This window comes from Halobacteriovorax sp. HLS (assembly GCF_004006665.1).
Lineage (GTDB): Bacteria > Bdellovibrionota > Bacteriovoracia > Bacteriovoracales > Bacteriovoracaceae > Halobacteriovorax.
This window is the reverse complement of sequence record NZ_QOCL01000013.1, coordinates 36,282-53,954: the sequence shown is the minus strand read 5'-3', so window position 1 is coordinate 53,954 and position 17,673 is coordinate 36,282. Positions and strand designations below refer to the sequence as shown.

Sequence of the window (17,673 nt, the reverse complement as noted above, 5' to 3'; positions counted from 1 at the left end):
ATCTCCTTTAGATTAATTTATTTATTTTCTTTTTCTAATTTCTTTAAAACTTTTGCTGCAAGCTCTCTTTCACCTTTTTTCTTAGAAGAGAAAGTTCCGCTGTCACAGATTTCATTATTAATACTCAATTCAATCTCAAATAAATTACCCGTCACTTCTACCGATTTATAACTAGGCAATGTCTTAAATAGCGCCATAGTCAACTCTTGCAGACGAGTCTTTGAATCAAACTGAATAATATTATCTACATTAAAAAACTGGGTTCCACTCTTTTGCTCAAAGAGATCAATAATGGTCACAAGGACTTCTTTAACTGACTCTAGAGAAGAGTCTTTATAAATCGCCCCTAATAAGGCCTCAAATACATCGGCCATAACCGAGTCTCTCTTATTGCCTTCATTAGACAACTCGCCCTTTCCAACAAGTATGACAGACTCAAGATTAATGGAGCTCGCTAGCTTTACTAATGATTGCTCATTAACTAGTGAGGCCCTAAACTTCGATAAACGCCCTTCAGAAAGAGTTGGATACTTCTGCTGAAGCATCTCGGTGATGATGAGACCTAAAACACTATCTCCAAGAAACTCTAATGTTTCATAGGACTTAGAGGAGTCACCTAAAACTTCGTGTCCAAAAGAAGAATGCCCGATTGCTTGAAAGAGCAAATCATTAGAGTTGAATTTATAATTGATTGTTTTAAGAAGAGTAAGAATTTGGGGAGTTTGCTCTAATAGCGCAGTTAAGTGACTAAAATCACTAATTACTGAATCAATATTTGTATGCATAAATGCTGCAGACAAAGTCTCATTGCTATTAAAGGTCATCGTTTTCTCACTCATATTCGAATTTTATAATTCTTTGTAACAATAATTCGCTTTGGATACAAGTCTTTTGAAAAAAGTATCGGGATATAAATGCATGTTTTTTCTGCATTTATACCCCCAAACTTTTTTAGTTTATCTATATGGCGTGTGTGGGTGCCAAGTAAGATATTTCTTAGTTACTCATCATGTCTTTTACACATTGGGCCTGGTAGTAAGTATTGCTTGTAGTTGCTACACATGAAGCAACAACATCAGCTGGAACATTTCCTTTACCAGCGTAAGCTACACAGTCTTTAGCATAAGTTGCATTTTGAATATTTGTACATTCCTTAACCTGAAATTCGTTTGCAGAAAACTCTCCTGCGGCCTTAACGCATTCTTTGGCATAGAAAGTGTTTGAAATTTTAGTACAGTTAAGTATCACAGGAGCGGCAATTTCAAATTGTCTTGCATATGCGGCACAATCTCTAGAGTAAGAAGAGTTTTGAATATTTCCGCACGCTCTAACTGAATCAGCTAGGTTAAAATATGGAGGAAGAGGATTTAATTGGTCTTGCAAATCTCTAATCTCAAGTCTTAACTCAGCGATTTTGTCATTCTTTCTATCAATCGTATTTTCTAAACGTGTAATTGTTTGATTATTTTGTGAGATCGTTTCATTTGCCTCTTCTAATTGACGCCTCAATCTTCTGCTATTTCCACCACCATCGTTATTTCTTCTGCAACTAGATAGGCTATCTTGTAGAGACGAAACTGTCTGATTAAGAATCGAATTATCTTGCTTCAGATTTCTAACTGTTTCTCTACAATTTCTTAGTCTGTCTCCATTAAAGTTAACATCGACATTAAGTCTGTCTGCTACTGCCGAGCTAGATACTGCGAGTATAGATAGTGCTAATAAAGACTTCTTCATATAATTCTCCGGTTGATTACTAAGTAAAAATTAATTGAGACAACTTATAACACAAAGCGTCACCACGATAAGACTATTTGAAAAAAATACATTAATAATATTGAACTAAGTAAAAATAAGATGTTACAAAGTAGACATTCAATATTCTGCGAAGTTAAAATAAAAAGTACACACTACCTAGGTAAATAGAATGGATATGGAAATTAATTCAACAAGATCGTACAAGAATGTTGACCTTTATAAGTTACAAACGGATTTCTTTTCGAAGTTGAAAAGTAAGGGTCGAAGCTCAAACACACTTAAGAACTATAAAACTGACCTTGACTGTTTTAATCATTATATCAAAACACATAATATCAAGCTTGATATTGCGAACTTCTCAATTGACCAAGTTCAACTATATGGACAGTTTTTAGAAACTAAGTACACTTCAGATAATTCGAGAAGAAGAAGAGTTCAGGCCCTAAGAATATTCTTTGATTATCTTGTCGAGATCAACTTATACGAATCAAACCCTGTAAGAAAACTTCCAACTTCGCCTAAGTTTTTAGATATACCAAGACCTACCCCTTTCATAGATGTCAAAACTCTATGGGTTAACTTACTTGAAGAAGCTGACTCAAAAAACGAGATGCTTTCATTAATTGCTAAAAGAAATCAAGTCGTGATGCTATTAATATTTGGCTCTGGCTTAAAAGTTTCAGACTTATGTAAAATAAAAGTTTCGCAAATATTTTTAGATGCAGATAACCCACGTGTACTAGTTCATCATGAAAAAAGAGACCCGTACACAATCCCTGTACCTGAAATTTTTAAAAAAGTTTACTACGACTATATTCTTAAACTCAGTGATATGAAAATAAAGTCTGGAGTGAATTTTGATGAGCTTCTATTTAATGCCAATCCATATAGAATTCTATCTGGAGGCCTTAGCCCTAGAGGAATAGAAATAGTTTTCGAAGAGTATAGAAAGAAGCTTCAAATCGTACTTACACCAAAATCTTTACGTCAGGCCTGTATTTTTAAATGGCTTAGTGCTGGAGAGAATGAAAATACAATAAAAGAATGGATGGGAGTGGCGCCGACGTATAGCTTAAAACTCTATAAGGCACACATGGAGCAATATCTCTATCACGACAGATTCTTAACAGAACTTTATAGTAATTACTTGTCAAAGAATTAAAGCTTCGGCTTTATTGGTGCTGGTCTCTTACCTACCGGCACTCCTAGATCGTGGTCCATATGCCATCTATCGATCGCAAGTTCATCTGACTCAATTCTATAGAACTCAAGATCTTTATCGATTGTATCAAGTCTATAAATAAGCTCTTTTTGAAGATAGATTTGATCTTTCTTAGAAAGCTGAAGCTCCTCGAGAGCATTTTGTTTTTTCTTTCTAATTTCCATAATCTGTTTGTCATACTCTGCAGCAACTTTTATTTTCTGTTGATCATATGACCAAACGAAGTGATTCACTTTGTTGAGTTGGTTAAAGAATGATTTCTTTCTATTAAGTAATACTCTTCTGTAAATTGATGCCTCTCTCACTCTTTCTGCCAAGCGATATGAACGAATAACTAATACTGTTCCTCGTCTAAAATATTCTTTATCTCCCCAGCAAGGGATAAGATCTTTAACGTAGGCCACAAAATACTTAGGCTCAATACTTCTTACATGAGCAACGCATTTGTCACGATCTTGCATCGAGGCAATATTAAACTCTATTTCGTCTCCTGCCCTAAAGAATTTTAAGTTTCTATTTTCTGAAGTAACTTTGATAATATTTGAGGACTGATCACGATCTGTAACTCTAGCTGAAAACTTAGAATAATCTCTTTTCTCATCATAGAATGAGTCCTCTTCACTAGTCTTTTCTAAGTTAGAAATATCTTCTTGTAACTCTTTGGCCAACTCTTTAGAGAATTTAGAGTAATCGACACCGTCTTCACTATTAATCGCCAAGGCGTTCCAAGTGAAGAGAATAGAAGTTATAAATAGAAACCACAGTATAAAAGATTTCATTCTTCTATTATGACCCATCTGCCCAAAAAGGTCTTCCCTAGGAAGAGAGTTCCTAACCCTACTAAAATATAAGAGAAATGATTATTTACTAGTGATAGAAAGACAGTTAAGCTGTAGCAAATTAATTTTTTAGGAGTAAATAATGGAAATATTTTTAGATACAGGAATGGTAGACGAGATCCGTGAAGCAGCGAAATGGGGAGTTATCGATGGTGTAACAACTAACCCAAGCCTTATCGCTAAGACGGGAAGAACTCAAGAAGACGTTATCAAAGAAATCTGTGACATCGTTGATGGACCAATCTCTGCTGAAGTTATCGCTACAGATACAGAAGGAATGATAAAAGAAGGTGCAGAACTTGCAAAAATTCATAAGAACGTAGTTATTAAATTACCATTAACTGAAGATGGAATTGCTGCTTGTAAGTGGTTTTCTGACAATGGAATAAAGACAAATGTCACACTATGTTTCTCGGTTAATCAGGCGTTCTTGGCCGCTAAGAATGGTGCCACATATATTTCTCCATTTATCGGAAGACTAGATGATATTGGACATAGTGGAATGGATTTAATTGAGGAAATTAGAACAGTATATGACAACTACGGATTTACAACAAAAATCCTTGCTGCATCTATTAGACATTCTTCCCATGTGAGAGAGGCCCTACTAGTTGGAGCAGATGTTGGAACAATGCCAATTAATGTAGTCAAAGGTCTTTTTAAACACCCACTTACAGCAAATGGTCTAGAACAATTTCTTGCAGACCATGCTAAAGCAAATAGCTAAAACCATAGTATTTATCGTGTTTTTTACCAAGGGGGAACTTTTAGTTCCTCCTTTTTTTTAATAAATTTCCTTAATTCCCTTATTCTATAACCGACAAGTTTATATTAGGTGTCTCACCTACTTCTCTTAAGGATTGAGGGTTATTTAATGTATATCATAATTGCTATCTTATTCTCTTGTTTACTATTTGGCTGTAAGCCTAAGACGGTTGAGAACGTTACTCAAGGAGCGAACGCTCCACTAGATCTAATTAATGATATTCCTATTAAATGGTCTGATTCAAAGCTACCTCTCACTATTAATATTTCTTCTGATTTTGTATTTAATCCTTCCGATATTTCAGGAGGATTAAACCCAGTAGAGCAGATGCAAAAAGTTTGGGATGACGCTGTCACAGGGAAAGTATTATTTAACTACCCTGTTCCAAGGGCGGCCTCAAAAGGTCTCGATGCACTATCAACTTATAGAGACTCTGTAATTGGAGTCTATATGTCTGATGATTGGTTCTCAAATGTAAGTTCATCGGCCCTCGCTATCACTCAGTTCTATGCCTTTAAGCAATCCGCGTCCTGGGGCGATTACTATGAGCTAACTCACGCTGATATCATTGTTAATAATAGAGACTTTGACTTTAGCTACAATGCTTCTTCAACTTCAAACTACGATATGCCCTCAGTTCTCCTACATGAATTTGGTCACCTACTAGGACTTGGTCATCAATTTGATTACACAGTAGCAGCGGTGATGCAGCCTTATATGAGTATTTGGCAATCTAATAGATCTCTTTTTACAAATGACTCACAAAGAATTCAAGATAATTACTCCAGTTCAAAGCCAGCGCTAACCGCTTCGGGACTTGTATTAGGAAGTAGTGTTAAAAGAAGTTCAATTCCTGATGGAACTGAATATCATGGCGTAATAGAACTATACGCTAGTGGTGAATGTAGACACTATAAGAATGGAAAACTAATTAAGAGTCATTTTTAATTTTTTCAAGAACTTCGTCTTCAATTTTTCTGATATCTGTATCCTTTACCACAGACCTATTTAGAATAATTTGTCTAAACTTTTGCTCAACTTTTCGTAAAGAGCGAACGTACTTTTTGCATTTTGCACAAAGCATGAGATGCATTCGGTAGTTTAGCTTATCGATACCTGTAAGCTCTTCTTCGCTACAAGAAATTTTGGAAATTTGCTTACATGAAAACATTTTCAATTTCAAAACTCCCTCCTCCCTTAAGCATTGCTCTTTCTTTCGACACATTCTCTAAGACGACTTTTTGCCCTGTATAAGAGCTGTCTTAGATTAGTGGTAGTTATGTCTAATATGTTACAAATTTCTTCGCTCTCATCTTCCTCGACCACCTTGAGCTGAAAAACGGCCTTTTGCAGCTCCGGCAGTTCATCCAAACAAAGAGAAATAATATCAAGTCCTTGGGAAGAATCAAGAAACCTCTCAGGATCTCCCGGAAGTCCCTCTTTCCAGTGACCATTATCTTGAAATTTAGACTCCATGATCTCATCGATTGGATCAGATTGAGAGTACTTCAAGTTAGATCGTCTAAGTTCACTAACTTTATTATAGAAAATCCCAAAGAGAAAAGTTCTGATATGGCTTCTACCTTCAAAACGATGAACGACATCAAAGAAAGTCATCCAAGTCGAATGGGCCACGTCATGGGCCTGTTCATTTGAAAGCCCTTGACCTAGAGCTGCTTTATAAAGATGCTCGGTATAAGCTCTTACAATTGCATCTCTGGCGCTGTCTTCACCATTTTTGATCGACTCGAGAAATTCAATAGAGCTAAAGTTTGTTTTCATTTTTAAAATCATACTTTAATACTAGACAAATTTCTACTAGATACTAATTAAACTTTCTTTGGCCTTAATAATTTTGTAACATAAGCTTAAAAGAACTCACTAATTGAAAAAAGGACGATATATGACTGATAGCAATAACTGTTGTGCTCCAAATAGTGCGCAAACAAAAGAGGAAGTAAAAGAGTACTACGGAAAAACATTGCAACAAAGTAGTGACTTAAAAACGAACGCCTGTTGCACAGGAGATATATACCCACAGTATGTTAAGGATGCCATGAAGTTAATTCATGACGAAGTTATGCAAAAGTATTACGGCTGTGGCCTTACCATTCCTCATTCTTTAAAAGGAAAGCGAGTTCTAGACTTAGGAAGTGGAGCAGGAAGAGACTGTTACCTACTCTCCTACCTAGTTGGAGAAGAAGGCGAAGTCATAGGTGTTGATATGACAGACGAACAGCTAGAAGTGGCAAATAGACATATTGACTATCACACCAAGAAGTTTGGTTATAATAAACCAAATACTCGCTTTATCAAAGGAGACATAGAAAAGCTTCATGAGCTTGATTTAGAAGATAATTACTTTGACGTAATTATTTCTAACTGCGTAATTAACCTAGCAACAGATAAAAATGCTGTTCTTAAAGAAGTGTACCGTATTTTAAGACCAGGTGGAGAGATGTACTTCTCAGATGTATATAGTGATAGAAGAATTCCAGCTGAACTTGTTAAGGACCCTGTCCTCTATGGTGAGTGCTTAAGTGGTGCTCTCTACTGGAATGATTTTCTTCAAATGTCTAAGAACAATGGTTTTCTTGACCCAAGAAATGTTGAAGCAGAAGTAATCACGATTGAAAATGAACAACTTCAAAAGAAAGTAGGACAAATAAAGTTCTACTCTGTTACCTATAGACTTTTTAAAATTGACCAGCTTGAAGCGGACTGTGAAGACTATGGTCAAGCTGTCACATATAAAGGAACAATAAGCGAGTGTCCTGAAGAATTCAGACTTGATGAACACCACGTAATGAAAAAAGGTGTTTCCTTTAGAGTCTGTGGTAACTCATTTCTAATGCTCCAAGAATCTAGATTTAAAGATCACTTCGAATTTAGTGGTGATATGAAAGAACATCTAGGAATTTTTGAAGGCTGTGGTGGTTCAATGCCATTTGATGAATCTTCAAGTAAAGCTAGTTGTTGTTAAGATGAGAATACTACTACTCTTTCTCTACTCATTTAGTCTATACGCCTTTGATCACAATCATACAGATTTTCAAAATCTATTAGATAAGAATTTAAAAGTTGAAAAGAAACAAGCACTAATCAATTATCGTGCGATAAAGAAGTCTCCTCTGTTACTTGAAGCCTATTTAAAGAAGCTAAGTTCAGTAACAACGTCTCAATACGATTCATGGAATAGAGAGCAACGCTTGGCCTTTTTAATAAATGCCTACAATGCCTTTACTATTGAGCTTATTATTCGAAACTACCCCGTAAAGAGCATTAGAGATATTGGAACATTTTTTCAAAGCCCTTGGAATAAAACTTTCTTCACCCTCTTAGATAAAAAGAGAAGTCTTGACTGGCTCGAACATAAGAAAATTCGCAAAGACTTCAAGGAGCCAAGGATTCATTTTGCTGTTGTTTGCGCAAGTATGAGCTGTCCAAACCTACAAACTAAGGTCTTTGTTGCAAAGAACCTAGAAAAGCAACTAGAGTCTGCAGCGATCTACTTTATTAATGATCAAAAGAAAAATACCGTCATAGGTAAGAAACTCTATCTTTCAAAAATCTTTAAATGGTATGGGTCTGACTTTCAGGATATGCGCCTCTTTATAAAGAGAAGACTTTCTGAAGATGTAAAAACAGAAGAAATAGAATGGTTAGATTATGATTGGAGTTTAAACGAATGGAAATAGGAACACCTAGGAAATGGGAAGACCTTAAGCAAACGGCCAAGGGAGAGCAAAGAGCACATGTCCCCTTTAGCGGACTTAAAACCCTCTGGTTTAATACAGGAACTCTCTGTAATTTAAGTTGTGAAAACTGCTATATTGAATCTAGCCCTACCAATGATCGTTTGAGCTATCTTAGTGTTGAGGATGTAAATCAGTATCTCAACGAAATTAAAACCAATAAATGGAAGCTAGACAGTATTGGCTTTACAGGTGGAGAGCCTTTTCTAAATCCTAATATTATCTCTATTTTAAATAATACACTAGAGCTTGATGTTCCAGTTCTTGTGCTTACCAATGCCTACAATGTCATCAAGCGCTGGGAGAGACCATTGCTAGAAATGAATAGCAAATTTGGTGAGAAACTTAAAATGCGAGTCTCTCTAGATCACTACACAGAACATATTCATGAACAACAAAGAGGAGCTGGAACTTTTTTAAAGTCTCTAGCCTCACTTAAGTGGCTCTATGATAACGGCTTTAATATCAGCATTGCTGGTCGCTCACTAATCGATGAAACACCACAGCTCGCAGCAAATGGATATCAGGAGCTAATGAGAAAGCATCAAATAGATATCGAACTTGACTCAAGTAACTTGGTCATCTTTCCAGAGATGAAAGAAGATGAAGATGTTCCAGAAATTTCAGTTGGCTGCTGGGATATTCTAAAAGTTAAACCGGAATCTCAAATGTGCTCTTCTGAAAGAATGATTGTAAAAAGAAAAGGGCAGGCCACACCTAGCGTTCTCTCCTGCACACTTCTTGCATATGATGAAGCATTTGAAATGGGAAAAACACTTAAAGACTCTTTTAAAAATATACACCTCAAACACCCCTTTTGTTCTAAGTTCTGCGTTCTTGGTGGAGCGAGTTGCTCAGGTAATTAAAACTTACTCATTAGAAGTGAGAAATTGTAAGTGTACGAAATAAAGAAGCTCCTATAGCATTAGATATACATTGAATTTCAAGGAGGAAACTATGTTAACTAAAGCTACTGCTGTAATAGCATTCACGGGACTACTTTCACTTTCATCTTTCGCTTCAGAAAAATCTATCTGTGGTGCAACAGATGATAGAGTTCCATCAAATAATCCAAAAGTCGCAAGAGCACTTGATTCTAGAACGGGAACAGGTGGTTGTACTGTAACAATGATAGGTAGAACATGTGCCATCTCTGCAGGACACTGTAAATCAGTACTTAAAATTGCAGAATTTAATACTCCAATGTCAGACTCACGAGGAAGAATTCAACATCCTGGCGAAGAAGATGTTTATGAGATTGATCAAGATTCTATCGTATATAAGAATGGTGGAATTGGTAATGACTATGCAGTAATGAAAGTTCTACCGAACAAGAAAACTGGAGCTTATGCCGGTGACGTTCAAGGTAGTTATAATGTTTCTTTTGAAAAGCCAAATGTTGGAGACATAATTAGAATTACTGGTTATGGCCTGGATAGAAATGATAGAGTAAGAAATCTTGCTCAACAAACTCACACTGGAGAAATCACAGTAGCGGGTAGCAGATCTAATGCATCTCAAATGAATCATATTGCAGACACAATGGGTGGAAACTCAGGTTCTTCAATCATCAATGAAATAACTGGAGAAGTTGTTGCTATCCATACTCATGGTGGGTGTTCGTCTAGAGGGGGTTCAAACTCTTCTACTCTAATTTCTGCTCATCAAGTTTATATGGACGCTATTACAGCTTGTCTAGCAACTGAGCCTCAATAGAAGTTCAACTTACCGGTCTTTCGAGACCGGTTTAAATACTCAATTCTAATTGATCTAATATTTTTCTCGTTCTTGGCGAATCAAACTTCTTCTCAACTAAATCAAGAATTTCATCCATAAAGAATGACTTACCCGATTCTTCTTTTTTCAACATTTCTATCGCTATATTTTCCGCAATCCTAAAGATGACAACGATCTTATTTAAGCCTACACCAATATTTTTACTAAAACCAATTCCTGACTTCATCCCATGATGCTCAAGAATTAGCAGATCAACATTGATTGGCCTAGCTTCATAATTTGCAAGTAATTCAAATGCTAAGAGTGCGTGATTTTCAAGAATTTCTGCATCCATTTCATCGAACTTACTCTTATCATATTCATCATCAGTCGAAATAAGGCCCATCTTTGTATCAGTTAAAGCAATATCAGCAAATAAAGAAATAAATGAGTAGAGTTCAAAGTGACGATCCATGGACCAGTCTTCTTTTTTTAAAATATCCATTCCTAGAATCATTTGAAGTGCTACTTTTTTATAGTATAGAGAATCTTTTGAGCTCAAAATACTTTGCAATAATTCAGCTTCTGAGCTTGAGCTAGCCTCCTGTTCTAATCTATTAAATAAACTGGTATTTAATTCTTCAATAAGTTGGATAGAGCAAGGAGTATAGCCACTTTCTAGAAATAAGCTCCTAGAGAGTTCTAAACCATTTTTCATAGCGTCTAACGAGTCATTAACACCTATTTCATAACATAAGGAATTTGATAGCATATTGTAGAGTTCATCTTTATCAGTGGACTTTACATAGAGATCAACCATCCCCTTTTCGCTATAGCTTGTTAGATCAGATAGTTCAATTATATCATTCTTGGCATATCGAAGGATAAACTTGCTCTGCCCTTGCTTTTGCAGGCGAATAAAAATATCCACGCTCGCCTTCTCCATACTATAAAAGAAGTTAAGAGGAATTTTTTCAAAGCTTCTTCCTAAATTTAAAAAAGAATTTATATATTCATCAATCTTAGAAATTTCAATATAATCAATTTCACTATTAGCTTGTTCATTTGGACACAGGATAATTTTCTTTTCTACATTTTCTAAGTCACTAATCTCAGAGAGTAGCGCCATTGAATTAGTATCCGTCAAAATAATATCTGGCCTCCCGATATTTTCAATAGATGATCTAAGTCCCACTAGACTTGAGTCCATAATATATTTAACTCCAGGGTTTTGACTAATTTCAGTAAGAGCGAGATGGTCAACTTTTGGTTTCATGATAAATGTAAAAACTTTTTTCATCAGATAACATTCCTTCTCTACTTTTAATTACCAATTCACTTCATATCTATCGGCTTGAATACTAACAATCTAAGTTAAGTTTTCTTAAGGTTAAATATAATTTCTTTTACAAAAGCTTTACAAAACCTGGCCTGTGAAAATGAGAATAAGATGATTTGATAAACACTAAACGAACCATAGGAGAGAGAGATGAAATTTTTAGTTCTATTTTTACTAAGCCTAACAACTTTAGCTGGCGAGTATAAAATTATTTGTGAGTCTAATGGCTTTGCTGCAGACTCAGTAAAGCAGGCCATTGAAGCGTGTGCTCAGCACTCTTCAAGACGAAGAGAAGCATGCTCTAGAGATGTTGAGTGTACAACCTATAAGACCCATTGTGAGTCTTCAGCTCACGCAGGAGATGATGTACTGAGTGCAATAAATAATTGCTCTCAGTATGCTAGAACAACACGTAAAGTTTGTGCTCAAAGAGTTACTTGTTTCTAATTTGGAAATAAAAAAGGCCTCATTAAACGAGGCCTTTAAGCTTTCAATTATTGTATAATTATTAATTACTTCTTAGATGCGTTGTAAATTGCTTTGAATGATTCAAAGTCAGTTGCAGCGATCTCAGCAAGCATTTTTCTATTTAGAGTAGAACCTGTTTTTTTAAGGTTACCCATAAATTTAGAGTATGAACCATCAAGTTGTTTTGCCGCAGCAGAAATTCTTGTAATCCATAGTCTTCTCATATCTCTCTTAAGTAGTTTTCTACCGATGTATGAGTAGTGTAATGCTCTCTTAACAGTATCAGCTGTTAATTTGTACTTAGTTCTTCTTGAAAAGTGAAAACCTTTAGCAAGCTTAGCGATTTTGTTTCTTCTTCTTCTGGCCTTAAAGCCTCTTCTTACTCTAGACATAAAATCTCCTTAACGAAATCTTGGGGGCAGTTGCTCTTTTAATTTCCCAAGCCTCAGTTTCAAAATGCTTAATTAATTAAGCGTACGGTAACATTGTTTTAACACGACCTAAATCGGCTTTATCAACGTAGTCAGTTTTTAGTGCTCTTTTCTTAGCACTGTTTGGCTTTTTCTCAAGAATGTGTCTTAAGTTAGCTCTCTTTCTCTTAAATTTTCCATTACCAACAGCTTTAAATCTCTTTGCAGCCGCTCTTCTGGTCTTCATCTTAGGCATCGCTAAATCTCCTCTGATTTCACCTAGACCCATTAGGTCTGTATCAAACTAAATAATTGAAGCAGCAATTTATAACAAATTAAAAATAGAAAGTAAAAGGCTAAATGAAGTATTTTGAAGAAATAATAGGGACTTAACGCAGAGTTAAGTCCCATAAACTACTGATTATTCGTCTTGATCGTCAGACTTAACATCGTTATCGTCGGCAGTCTTGCTATCCTCTACATGAAGGAAAGAGATTTGCTTCGGCTTCTTATTTGGAGCAACGATAGTTATAATTCTATTTCCCATCATTTTCGGATTAGATTCAATAGCTGAACCTAGTTTCTCAACAGTGCTAAGTATATCTCTAAACTTGGCCATACCGAGATCTTTGTATGCCATTTCACGACCACGAAATTGCATTACCATCTTTATTTTATCACCTTGATCAATGAACTTCTCAGCTCTCTTAAGCTTAGTTTCAAGGTCATGCTTTTCAATATTTGGTCTAAATTGGATTTCTTTTAGAGAAACCTGTGCCTGCTTTTTCTTGGCCTCATTGGCCTTCTTTTGCTGGTCATATTTAAACTTACCAAAATCAATTACTTTAACTACTGGTGGTTTCGCCGTAGGAGATACTTCAACTAGATCAAGACCTAGTTCATCAGCGATTTCTCTCGCCTTATCAAGTTTAACAATACCGTAAGCAGTACCATCGTCTCCAATTAGTCTACACTCGGGGATACGAATTTGATCATTTATACGTGGACCAACTTCTTTAGTTCTACCGCCGCGACGCTTATCTTTAATAAATCACCTCCAGATGAATTCTATAAAAAACTTTGAGCTATGAATTATCATGCTCTTACATATTATTAAAGTGTAATTTATTCCAATTTTCACCTATTTTCCAGAATTAATCAACTATTCCCAGAACTGAAGCACTGCGCCACGGTCAAAATTGAAATTTATCTTAACTCTCCATGTCTCAACAAAGTAATTTTGCTCTCGAATGGCCCTTTCTTTACTAAAAAGTGTATCCAAGTTTAAATCACTAACCTCTTCAAAAGAGTGTACCTCACTACTATCAAGATCTTTGAATGATAATCCAAAGTCCTCTAGTAAGTCTTCTGAACAAAAACCAACGACCTCGACGCCAATCCAAAAAGGGGTCTGCGAAAAGTCACTATGGTCTGAGGGAACAAAGAAGTATAAAAACTTAGAAGCATTAGACTTCATCAGTTTAGGATTATTCTCTATAAAGTTATTAATTAAATTATAATCTTCTTCAAAATTAAAATTTGAAAAATCAACTTGCTTATAAAGAAGTCTGCTATTACCGCAAGTCTCTTTCATTTAGATTCCTCATATGGTTCGATGTGAATGAGGATATCTATTTCATCAGCAAAATCAACTAAGAGCTCTCTCATCTTTGCCTCAACTTTCTTACCTACGAGATGGGCCTGTACAAGTGATAAACTAGGCTCTAAGTGTAAGTGAAAATCGACCTGCATAAAGTTCGAATTTCCCCTGGCCCTAAAGTTATGAATATCATAAACGTGTTGAATATTTTCTACAGACTTGATTAAACCTTCTTCAATTAAAGGTGAAGCATCCAACATTTCAGGAACATTGGACTTAAAAATTTTAAACGCTAAATAGAATAAGTAAAGGCAGATAACACCACCAAAGATAATATCCGGCCACATAAATCCATAGTAAGAAAGAATGATAGAAATCAGAACTCCACCACTAATAATAAAGTCGCCATAGGTATGACTAGCATCTGCAATTAATAATGAAGAATTAAGCTCCTGCCCTTTCTTTCCTTCGTACCAAGAAACAAAGTAGCTCACACACATTGAGAAGATAATACTTGCCACTGGGATAAATCCAAAGCGCGCATGACTGGAACCCTTAAGGCTCATTTCACTCCAGTCCATTGCAACTTGAATGGCCGAGTAAGTTAGAGTTAAGCCTATAATAATACTTCCTAGAGTTTCATACTTATGATGTCCATAGTTGTGATCATCATCAGCAGGTCTAGCGGCAAGAGTAATAGAAATAAGTGCCAAGATATTGGCCCCACCATCAAAGAATGATTCAATCCCAGAGGATTTAAGGGAGAGATAACCAAATTGAATACCAGCAACGAATTTTAAAATCGCAACAAGCCAATTAAGGAACATTGTTATAATTAAAACTTTGCGAATCTCTTTTTTTCTATTAATCAGCTGATTATTCACACACTGGCCCGTAAGTTGAACTTTCTAAGCTCTAATAGGAGATTTTCAAAGTTTAATATATTTTCATTAAGCATATCTAAGTTAACAACCTTTATAGAGCCCGCATTATTTTCAACAATCCCTTCATGCTGAAAATATTTAAAACTAGACTTAGTAAGTGGCTCTGAGTTTGACTCAGGAAACTTTACAACAATTGCCAGCTTCGCTTCTTCTAAATGAGTTGCTTTAAATGCTTTTACATAGTCATCATTTTTGAATCCGACTTCTGGAAATTGAGCATTCAGATTCTTCAATGCAACGGCACTCGTATAATAGGCTTCAATAATGTAATTAAATGATCGAGAGAAAACACTTAGACTAGAAGCAATTAGATAAAGTTCTTTATGTGATAACTCTAAACACTCTTCTAAGTTCTTTATATCTCTTTTTATAATGGTCGAGATCATAAAGAATGTCTTCTCTAAGAAGTCTTTAACTGTCGGTAAATAGAACTCGTGTTTTAATAATTTTCTATGATCGATAAAGAGTTTCTTTAAGTCAGAAACGTCTTCAATTTTCCCACTGAATAAATTAATCCATGCGTAGTTAATAACCCAAGGGATTAGAAAGTGGTGCAATATTGTATTTTTAAAGTAGAGCAACTCCTGGCGTTTATCTTCTTTAATCGTATAGAAAGTATGAGAGCGAGTCGATCTTCCAATAACGTCGATTTTCTTATTACCAATCATGATATCAAGAGCACGCCCAAGGCTATCTTCGAGTTCATCACCTTTCATAGAGTCGGTGTATGGAATTCCAAATTTTTCGCAAAAGTCGATAAGGACTTTCGCTTTGCCCATAATATCACTCCACTCTAGAGCTCCACCTGGTTCATCTAGTAGAACGAGTCCTAAAACAGAAGAAGGTGTCACACACATATTAGCGCCAACTGATCTAAAGCATTCAAAGGCAAGATTTTGAACGTCACCTTTTAGAGATTCTTCATCAGACTTTAAGGCCTTAATTGGATTTCCCAAATTAATATGAACAGAACCAAACTGATAACTAAAGAGTTTAAATAAACTAAGAAGCTGTCCTGAACTTTCCTTTTTCTTCTTCGCTCCGTGCAGCTCACTTGCGAGAGACTTTTGCTCAGGAACATATTCATGAACAATACTCACAGGAACAAACATTAAATCTTTCTTCTTCGCTTGCGGTAAATGGCTGTGGGCCTCTAGCAACATTTGATAGAGTCCATATTTTGGAGAAAGTAATTTTCCTGTACGAGAACGACCACCTTCAAAGAAAAACTCAATCGGTTTTTGCTCCATTAGTAGATAGTAAAGATAAGCTTCGAGAGTAAGTTTATAGAGAATATCATTTGCAAAAGATCTTCTAATGAAGAAACATCCTGACTTTCTAAATAATTTACCTATTGGAAAAATATTTAAGTTATTCCCACCAGCAACATATAGTGGGAAGCCGTACTTCTTATAAACCATATAATTAATGGCCACATAATCAGCGTGAGATTGATGATTAGGAACAAGAACAACAGATGTATCTTTTACCAACTGTCTAAAATCAACCCCATTTTCATTAAAGTTTACACTATCGTAGAGTTTAGGAATTGCGTTATCTAGAAGTTTTTGAAAACTATTAATATATGTTTTCGAAAACTCTGCCCTAATCTCTCTCAAATTCATCAAGGCCTTTTGCTTTTCGGCCTTAGAATCTTCTCTATTTTCAATTCTCTCTTTCAGCTTAGGATAAGAGAGAACGATTTTTTCCTGACTATTAAATAAACTCATTAAATTAAAACCTTAGTTCTTTCCATGTGGTTTAGATTCAGTCATTCCAGATGATGTCATCTCCATGAATAATGCAACTTCTTTCATGGCCTGAATATTATCAACACCTAGGTAAGTCATTCCAGATCTTAGACCACCTGTAAGTTCCATAATAACGTCCTCAGCTGGTCCTTTACAAGGAACAAGTGTATCTACACCTTCTGCGGCCATTCCCTTAGGAAGCTCTCCTCTCCAAGAAACTTGAGCGGCCTTAGACGCCATTCCTCTATATTGCTTCATCCCACCTTTTAACTCTCCAGGAGTCTCAAGAGTTGCGGCCAAAAGAGATCCGGCCATAATTGTTTGAGCACCAGCGCTTAGGGCCTTAACGATATCACCAGAAGTTTTAATTCCTCCATCAGCAATCACAGGCACACCATGCTTTACAGCTTCTTCAACACACATTGCGATTGCAGATAGCTGAGGAACTCCATGACCTGTTATAATTCGAGTCGTACACATAGAACCTGGACCAATTCCAACCTTTACAGCATCGGCACCAAGGTCAATCATTCTTTTAACACCATCACCAGTAGCAACATTACCAGCAATCACATCGATATGAGGCCATGTCTTTTTTACATACTCAAGAGTCTCTAACATCATAACTGAATCACCATGAGCAATATCAATTGTTAATATGTCGACGCCAAGATCAGCAAGAAGAGAGGCCCTCTTCTTTCCTTCTTCTTTCACTCCAATGGAAGCCGCTACTGGAGACTTTAGTCCATTGTCTGAAATATATTTTTGAATTAGTTTTACATCTTCTACTTGCTCTTCTGGTGTCATAAATCTATGGAGTATTCCCATCCCACCAAGCTTTGCCATCGCACAGGCCATCTCAACACCTGTAACAGTGTCCATATTTGCTGAAATAATTGGTATATCAATTGAGTGATTCTTAGTTGCTAAGGTCTTTAAACTTGGAATAGTTCTAGAGGCAATTTCCGAATGACGTGGAATCATAAGTACGTCATCAAAAGTTAGTCCTTTACTTCGTCTAAGAATTTGTTGTGCATTAAAAACGAGTTCCATCATGATCTCCAAAATATGAATTGTGTTGTGTAAGCTAAAAATACATTGGAAT

21 protein-coding genes are annotated in these 17,673 nt (G+C 35.9%); 8 read left to right on the top strand and 13 right to left on the bottom strand.

Annotated elements, in window-relative coordinates; genetic code table 11:
- Window positions 1-17 precede the first annotated feature (17 nt).
- Together rnc and DPQ89_RS13605 are read right to left on the bottom strand one after the other, a co-directional pair.
- Window positions 18-839 carry a ribonuclease III gene (gene rnc / locus DPQ89_RS13610; RefSeq protein ID WP_127717578.1) on the bottom strand — a complete coding sequence of 274 codons (822 nt, stop codon included), beginning with the start codon at window positions 837-839 and terminating at the stop codon, window positions 18-20.
- Between the two features lie 157 nt (window positions 840-996).
- On the bottom strand, window positions 997-1,737 hold the full coding sequence (locus DPQ89_RS13605) for a hypothetical protein (RefSeq protein WP_127717577.1): 741 nt from the start codon (window positions 1,735-1,737) through the stop codon (window positions 997-999).
- Window positions 1,738-1,927: 190 nt separating this feature from the next.
- Between DPQ89_RS13605 and DPQ89_RS13600 the strand changes: the two genes are divergently transcribed.
- Window positions 1,928-2,920, top strand: a complete 993-nt coding sequence (locus DPQ89_RS13600; protein WP_127717576.1) for a site-specific integrase — start codon at window positions 1,928-1,930, stop codon at window positions 2,918-2,920.
- Here the strand turns inward: DPQ89_RS13600 and DPQ89_RS13595 are convergent.
- Entirely contained in the window at window positions 2,917-3,759 is an 843-nt protein-coding gene (locus tag DPQ89_RS13595; RefSeq protein ID WP_127717575.1) for a hypothetical protein, read from the bottom strand. The two genes, DPQ89_RS13600 and DPQ89_RS13595, sit on opposite strands and share 4 nt — an antisense overlap.
- 142 nt (window positions 3,760-3,901) lie before the next feature.
- Between DPQ89_RS13595 and fsa the strand changes: the two genes are divergently transcribed.
- Together fsa and DPQ89_RS13585 are read left to right on the top strand one after the other, a co-directional pair.
- Window positions 3,902-4,546: a fructose-6-phosphate aldolase gene (fsa, locus tag DPQ89_RS13590; RefSeq protein WP_127717574.1), complete on the top strand. Its 645-nt coding sequence runs from the start codon at window positions 3,902-3,904 to the stop codon at window positions 4,544-4,546.
- Window positions 4,547-4,693: 147 nt separating this feature from the next.
- Window positions 4,694-5,533 carry a matrixin family metalloprotease gene (locus DPQ89_RS13585; protein WP_127717573.1) on the top strand — a complete coding sequence of 280 codons (840 nt, stop codon included), beginning with the start codon at window positions 4,694-4,696 and terminating at the stop codon, window positions 5,531-5,533.
- Here DPQ89_RS13585 and DPQ89_RS13580 read toward each other — a convergent pair.
- Entirely contained in the window at window positions 5,517-5,768 is a 252-nt protein-coding gene (locus DPQ89_RS13580) for a hypothetical protein (protein WP_127717572.1), read from the bottom strand. The two genes, DPQ89_RS13585 and DPQ89_RS13580, sit on opposite strands and share 17 nt — an antisense overlap.
- Before the next feature lie 14 nt (window positions 5,769-5,782).
- Window positions 5,783-6,379, bottom strand: a complete 597-nt coding sequence (locus tag DPQ89_RS13575; RefSeq protein WP_127717571.1) for an RNA polymerase sigma factor — start codon at window positions 6,377-6,379, stop codon at window positions 5,783-5,785.
- A gap of 109 nt (window positions 6,380-6,488) precedes the next feature.
- Here DPQ89_RS13575 and DPQ89_RS13570 point away from each other — a divergent pair, with 109 nt between their 5' ends.
- The 4 genes from DPQ89_RS13570 (at window position 6,489) to DPQ89_RS13555 (ending at window position 10,056) form a co-directional block, all read left to right on the top strand.
- Entirely contained in the window at window positions 6,489-7,568 is a 1,080-nt protein-coding gene (locus tag DPQ89_RS13570; RefSeq protein ID WP_127717570.1) for a methyltransferase domain-containing protein, read from the top strand.
- On the top strand, window positions 7,537-8,283 hold the full coding sequence (locus DPQ89_RS13565) for a DUF547 domain-containing protein (protein ID WP_127717569.1): 747 nt from the start codon (window positions 7,537-7,539) through the stop codon (window positions 8,281-8,283). Before DPQ89_RS13570 ends, DPQ89_RS13565 begins: the two co-directional genes overlap by 32 nt.
- Window positions 8,274-9,206 carry a radical SAM protein gene (locus DPQ89_RS13560; RefSeq protein ID WP_127717568.1) on the top strand — a complete coding sequence of 311 codons (933 nt, stop codon included), beginning with the start codon at window positions 8,274-8,276 and terminating at the stop codon, window positions 9,204-9,206. Before DPQ89_RS13565 ends, DPQ89_RS13560 begins: the two co-directional genes overlap by 10 nt.
- 91 nt (window positions 9,207-9,297) lie before the next feature.
- On the top strand, window positions 9,298-10,056 hold the full coding sequence (locus DPQ89_RS13555; RefSeq protein WP_127717567.1) for a serine protease: 759 nt from the start codon (window positions 9,298-9,300) through the stop codon (window positions 10,054-10,056).
- Between the two features lie 31 nt (window positions 10,057-10,087).
- Here the strand turns inward: DPQ89_RS13555 and DPQ89_RS13550 are convergent, their stop codons facing one another.
- A complete protein-coding gene (locus DPQ89_RS13550) occupies window positions 10,088-11,356 on the bottom strand; it encodes a hypothetical protein (RefSeq protein ID WP_127717566.1) in 1,269 nt (422 codons plus the stop codon).
- Window positions 11,357-11,545: 189 nt separating this feature from the next.
- Between DPQ89_RS13550 and DPQ89_RS13545 the strand changes: the two genes are divergently transcribed.
- A complete protein-coding gene (locus DPQ89_RS13545; RefSeq protein WP_127717565.1) occupies window positions 11,546-11,842 on the top strand; it encodes a hypothetical protein in 297 nt (98 codons plus the stop codon).
- A gap of 65 nt (window positions 11,843-11,907) precedes the next feature.
- Here DPQ89_RS13545 and rplT read toward each other — a convergent pair whose 3' ends face one another.
- The 7 genes from rplT to DPQ89_RS13510 all read right to left on the bottom strand — a co-directional run bounded on the left by rplT (window position 11,908) and on the right by DPQ89_RS13510 (window position 17,621).
- A complete protein-coding gene (gene rplT, locus DPQ89_RS13540; RefSeq protein WP_127717564.1) occupies window positions 11,908-12,255 on the bottom strand; it encodes a 50S ribosomal protein L20 in 348 nt (115 codons plus the stop codon).
- 76 nt (window positions 12,256-12,331) lie between these two features.
- Complete coding sequence (gene rpmI, locus DPQ89_RS13535; RefSeq protein WP_127717679.1) at window positions 12,332-12,529, bottom strand: 50S ribosomal protein L35; 198 nt, start codon at window positions 12,527-12,529, stop codon at window positions 12,332-12,334.
- Window positions 12,530-12,694: 165 nt separating this feature from the next.
- The gene (infC, locus tag DPQ89_RS13530) at window positions 12,695-13,237 is read right to left on the bottom strand and encodes a translation initiation factor IF-3 (RefSeq protein ID WP_241558863.1); all 543 of its coding nucleotides are present in this window, start codon (window positions 13,235-13,237) and stop codon (window positions 12,695-12,697) included.
- A gap of 198 nt (window positions 13,238-13,435) precedes the next feature.
- Window positions 13,436-13,867 carry a hypothetical protein gene (locus DPQ89_RS13525; RefSeq protein WP_127717562.1) on the bottom strand — a complete coding sequence of 144 codons (432 nt, stop codon included), beginning with the start codon at window positions 13,865-13,867 and terminating at the stop codon, window positions 13,436-13,438.
- Window positions 13,864-14,757, bottom strand: coding sequence for a cation diffusion facilitator family transporter (locus DPQ89_RS13520; RefSeq protein ID WP_127717561.1), 894 nt, complete (start codon window positions 14,755-14,757; stop codon window positions 13,864-13,866). The genes DPQ89_RS13525 and DPQ89_RS13520 overlap by 4 nt, the downstream gene beginning before the upstream one ends.
- Window positions 14,754-16,547: a 1-acyl-sn-glycerol-3-phosphate acyltransferase gene (locus DPQ89_RS13515; protein WP_127717560.1), complete on the bottom strand. Its 1,794-nt coding sequence runs from the start codon at window positions 16,545-16,547 to the stop codon at window positions 14,754-14,756. Before DPQ89_RS13515 ends, DPQ89_RS13520 begins: the two co-directional genes overlap by 4 nt.
- A 12-nt stretch (window positions 16,548-16,559) precedes the next feature.
- Window positions 16,560-17,621: an IMP dehydrogenase gene (locus DPQ89_RS13510; RefSeq protein WP_127717559.1), complete on the bottom strand. Its 1,062-nt coding sequence runs from the start codon at window positions 17,619-17,621 to the stop codon at window positions 16,560-16,562.
- Window positions 17,622-17,673 lie beyond the last annotated feature (52 nt).